Here is a 4,850-nt window from a genome sequence, read left to right on the forward strand (position 1 = left end):
GACTGACTGATCACTGCGTCCTTGAATGATCTGCTGAATGTTGTAAGTACTTTGACCGTGACGGACAATAACGACGCGGGTAGCCAATCTCTTATTCCTCCATGAGCAGGTATGTGGTTCAGCCGGGTCAGCTAGGGTGACAAATGTATACTCGGTATACTGAGATGATTCCGAATCATCAAGGTCATTGTAACTTAGCTAGCTCATCCCTAAACTGGCAGTGTATAGTTGGTGACTGGTTATTGGTTACTTGTCCGTTGACCAGCAACAAATAACTAGTAACTAATGAGCAAAATGCTTGTGTGTTGGGGGGTTCGATGACTATAAAACGGTTGGTTTTAATTGTACTGACGATTTTTGCGATCGCTAGAATTGGTCTGTCTCTGGTAGAAAGCTGGGGTCAGCCCCAGATTCAAACTAGTCTGGAACTTCGCCAAACCAATCTAGTACTCCATGGCTGGGAGTGGCAGAACACAAACCCTGATTCTGATAAATCTGAGCAGCTTAATCAGGAGTCTAAGATAGATTGGACTGTGGCTCGTAATGCTTTGATTGGTGCTGAGCCGTTTCAATCTGCTCAAAAACAGTATGAAACAGCCCGTCAATTGGCTCAGACCAATCAGTCAAAGGTCCTGACCAAACTCCAAAAATTTTCCATAGGGAAGGTAACCACACCGAACGATAGGGGGCAATCACAATCACCAGTCACTCCCCTGACCCAAAACGCCTATGCCTCGGAGCAGCAGCAATTGCAAGAGTCATTGTCTGACATCGAACAGCTGATTGCTCGGCTGGATTTGCGTATTGGCATTCTCCAAGCTCAACAAGGAAAAACCGATGCTGCTATTGAAACCTGGGATAAACAGACATACTCTAATGGCTCATTAGAAACTGCTGGGGTATTAATGGGTCTATGGAGTGATCCACCCCTGGTAATACCAGATGCTGAGCAAAAAATTGAACAAAACTTAGATAATTGGTTCCGCTATCGGGCGTTGAGTCAGCTGTATCAAGTGCAGCAGCGCCAAAGTGACCTATTGTTACTCCAAACCCAAGAACAAGAAACCGCTGAACAAGCAATTGTCAAATTATTCGTTATCGCTGTCATCCCAGGATTTAACACCCTATTGGGTTTGATAATCTTAGTGTGTTTGGTTGGTCAGTTGTTATTTCAAGGTAAGCAATCCCTGATAGCAACGAATCATAATGTGCCATGGAAAACAGCTTGGGATGGGGAAATTATTTGGCAAGTGCTGATTTTTGGTTTTTTCGCTATCGGTCAACTGCTGTTACCGGTTTTAATTGGTTTGTCACTGGGGATTGTTGGAATTAACCCAGCCAATTTTACGGTACAGATGAGTGCTTTCTATGTGTTGCTAACTTACCTAATCATGGCATTTGGGGGCTTGTTAGTGATGTACCTTTCCATTAAGCCCTTTTTGCCCCTGCCAGAGGATTGGTTTCGTTTCAAGTGGCGCAGCAACTGGATTGTCTGGGGAGTCGGTGGCTATTTGATAGCACTCCCCTTGGTGATTGTGGTATCTCTGATTAACCAACAGTTATGGCAAGGAAATGGCGGTAGTAACCCACTGTTGCCCCTAGCTTTGGAGGGACAGGACACCATAGCTTTGACGATATTTTTTCTGACAGCAGCTGTGGCAGCACCAGTGTTTGAAGAGATAATCTTTCGAGGGTTCTTGTTGCCCTCTTTGACTCGTTATCTACCAGTTTGGGGAGCGATCGCATTAAGTAGTCTGATTTTTGCGATCGCTCATTTGAGTCTCTCAGAAGTCCTACCCCTAGCCACATTGGGAATTGTCTTGGGATTCGTTTACACGCGATCGCGTAATCTCCTAGCTCCCATGCTGCTCCATAGTCTCTGGAATAGTGGTACGCTTCTGAGTTTGTTTGTTTTAGGGAGTAGTTAAGAATTACAGCGGTTTACAATTGGGTGAGGTACAAATTCCTGGCTTTTAGGGAACAGGGAACAGGCAACAGGGAACAGGGAACAGGGAACAGGTAAGAGGTAAAAAATCCTGTGTACCTGATAGTTATGAAAAACGCTGTAAGTATGAACTGTCAAGTATCAAGTGTTAAGTATTAAGTGTGAAGTATGACGTGTGACATTCTTCATCCTTCAAAAAACACCATAAAGCTGTTTAATAAATACCATAATCTGATTCCCGTACTCCAAATCTGGATTCCAACGTCTGCCTAAGTCATAAACTGAAGGAGCAACACCTCTGGGCACATATTCAAAACGAGGGTCTACTATCGGGGTCTCGTTAATCATATCAGTACTGGCATATGCCTTCAGGTGCTGAATGTGAGCTTTAACTCCTGTTTTCGGGTCAGGAAACGTAGCACCAGCAGCACTAGCCTCAACGGTACCCAATCCACAGAAGTTATTCTGCTCAGGTTTGACCTTACCTCCAAAGCGTAAATAATCGGTTTCCAGACACATCTGACAGAAAGCAACATCGTGGTTCACTCCCTCATTTTCCGCTTCTTCTATGTAAAGTCTGGGTAAGTCAGGAAATTGTTTTAAACCGTCTTCATTGTTTTTCTCAAGAAAGCTTTTCAATTGGCTTTCAGTGGCATTTCCCATCCCCATAATTTGATCACCATCTTCGAGTAAGGTGCGGGGAAGTGAATTTAAAATAACAGTTTTTGTCTGATTTTCCCAGGATGCAGCTATATTAAACTCCTGTAAGTCTACCGCTTTGACATAGACAACATTTCCGTAACTGATTTGGCGAATATTTTCCCGATCAGTTAGACTAATCCCGAGCATTTCCACTAAATCAACGGGAATAAAGGCATTGCTATTAATTAAAATCCCTTTTTCGTCATACTTCTGTTGTTTAATAAAGATATTGATAGTAGGAAACTCAGGAGTTTTTGGAGTCTGACCGCTCCATTTAATTAATCCTTGAGCAATCCCTTTGGCAAATTTTTCCCGCTGATTTTGCAGTAACTCTAGGTCTTGAGGATTGTCGAGAAAACACAACTGCATCAGTACGGAAGAGACTGCTACCTGACGACAAAAGGATAAGCCGCGCCGATTGGGAGAGTGGATATCCGCTTGAATGCCACGACTGGGAAGTTCAGGAATTTCTTGGAGTAAGGCATTCAGTAAGAGCTGAGCATCCAGCTGCCTTTCATCGTTACCATAGATGTAAAAGGCTTGAGCCCCTCGCAGGGAACCGTTAAAGGCATTACCATGGATTTCCAAGGCTACGTCACCAGGCACAGCATTGGCATTGATCCATCGAATTGTGTCTCGACGACTGAGAGAGTCAGGAACAACTATACAATCTACTCCCCGTAATTCCAGCTCTTTAACAATTTCATTACGGGTAAGTATCATTTCCCGAGACTCTGTTGTGCCTAAAGCCACTACTCCCGGGTCTTTGAGGTCATGACCAGCGGAAATTATAATACGTGCCATGGGTGGGTTTCTTCTCCTTAGTTTACCGTTTTTTGGTCGGAAAATAATTCGGTAGATTGCTTTAAAAAATCGTGCTAATAGCTTACGCATTTCGCATTTAAATTGTCAGTTACGGAGAAATAATAAATGAAACCATCAATGATGATTTAGGAATGATGAATACCTCGGGAACTTCTGAATGAATGAATGAATGAATGATAGATTGTTTCGCCATTGACCATTACCATTCGGTTAGGGTCAATGGTGTTCAATTAAAGTCCCATTTTGGCACGGGTTGCTGGGCCGACAATTCCATCTACATCTAAACCGTTTTGTTGTTGGAACTGCTTTACAACTGCCTCGCTACCTCGTCCATAGACACCATCCACATCCAGACTATAGCCTGCTTTGGCCAAGGCTTGTTGAATAGCACGTACGTCTTCTCCCTTCATGTAAGGTTGGCTTAGGCGCAGTACCCGAAATTGTATTGACTTCTCAGATTCTTTCTTGGAGGGTACCGAGATCGAAAACCCTTCTGAAAAACTATTGTTTAGTCGTCTCTCGGTTGATGGTCCGTAGGAACCATCTTCGGAAATCCGGTCATTGATATTATAGCGGTTCCAAACTCGCTGGAATGCCCGCACTGCTAGGGCGCGAATGTCTCGGGTACCTCTGCCTACGTAGTCGAAATGAACTGGGTCCCCCCAACCGAGCCATCGCCAGCCGTACTTCTGGAGGTAAGGTCGCCACCTCAGGTAATCTGAAATATCAATGGCTAGACCACTTTGGTGATTACTGCGAGACGGACGGGCAGCAATGGGAATACCGCAACGGCGATTTCTGTAGTGGTTATATAGTATTAATTGCTGCGCAATGGTCCGATAGGCTGAATTAATTACCATGGGAACGCCCCGGTCTTGAATAGCACGTTCGAGGGCTCTTTTGGCAGCGGGTTGGAGCATAGCCCAGACAGCAGGACCTAGTTGCACATCTAAATCATCAAAGCTGATTAGTACATTCGGGATAAGTCGGTTCATTTCATCAATAATCTGCTTGTCTAGCCCCCGAACCACTTCTGTAGAGCAGGAGGTAACATTCCTGACCTTGATGGATATTTTCTTAGGGAACAACTGCTTGTCATCATCCCAAACCTCCACATGGGGTTCGTAGACGTACCAGGTATTCTTGCCATTAAATTCATCTTTGGTCAAAGCAATCCGCAGGTAAGACTTCTCTTCTTTGAGGTCTACCCAGCTGTGCAGCTCTAGTTCCCTGCCTTTTTTGACCCAAACTTTATCCTCTTCATTTTCGATCTTCTGGCTGGGTACGGGTTGCTGTTTTAGGAAGGTATCATGTACGATTTTCAAAGATAAGACCATCAGTTTCCCTCATAGATGAAATGGTGGCAGTAGTCGTGATT

Annotated in this window: 4 protein-coding genes; 1 reads left to right on the plus strand and 3 read right to left on the minus strand. The window is 44.3% G+C overall.

Annotation, left to right across the window (positions count from 1 at the left end):
- Positions 1–317: 317 nt before the first annotated feature.
- Complete coding sequence (locus tag F6K57_RS36890; RefSeq protein ID WP_293073235.1) at positions 318–1,928, plus strand: CPBP family glutamic-type intramembrane protease; 1,611 nt, start codon at positions 318–320, stop codon at positions 1,926–1,928.
- Here the strand turns inward: F6K57_RS36890 and F6K57_RS36895 are convergent.
- From F6K57_RS36895 to F6K57_RS36905, 3 genes are all read right to left on the minus strand, one after another.
- Positions 1,925–2,083 (minus strand): hypothetical protein, encoded by a 159-nt coding sequence (locus F6K57_RS36895; protein WP_293073237.1) that lies wholly within the window; start codon positions 2,081–2,083, stop codon positions 1,925–1,927. The two genes, F6K57_RS36890 and F6K57_RS36895, sit on opposite strands and share 4 nt — an antisense overlap.
- Positions 2,084–2,137: 54 nt before the next feature.
- A complete protein-coding gene (locus tag F6K57_RS36900; RefSeq protein ID WP_293062818.1) occupies positions 2,138–3,451 on the minus strand; it encodes an N-acetylmuramoyl-L-alanine amidase in 1,314 nt (437 codons plus the stop codon).
- 251 nt (positions 3,452–3,702) lie between these two features.
- Positions 3,703–4,809 carry a peptidoglycan-binding protein gene (locus F6K57_RS36905; RefSeq protein ID WP_143727804.1) on the minus strand — a complete coding sequence of 369 codons (1,107 nt, stop codon included), beginning with the start codon at positions 4,807–4,809 and terminating at the stop codon, positions 3,703–3,705.
- Positions 4,810–4,850 lie beyond the last annotated feature (41 nt).

The organism is Moorena sp. SIO4A5 (assembly GCF_010672005.1).
Classification (GTDB): domain Bacteria; phylum Cyanobacteriota; class Cyanobacteriia; order Cyanobacteriales; family Coleofasciculaceae; genus Moorena.

Bases quoted from the DNA above. Each gene is read 5' to 3' on its own strand.
- F6K57_RS36890 (WP_293073235.1), top strand. From the start codon at position 318: ATGACTATAAAACGGTTGGTTTTAATTGTACTGACGATTTTTGCGATC.
- F6K57_RS36900 (WP_293062818.1), bottom strand. From the start codon at position 3,451: ATGGCACGTATTATAATTTCCGCTGGTCATGACCTCAAAGACCCGGGA.
- F6K57_RS36905 (WP_143727804.1), bottom strand. From the start codon at position 4,809: ATGGTCTTATCTTTGAAAATCGTACATGATACCTTCCTAAAACAGCAA.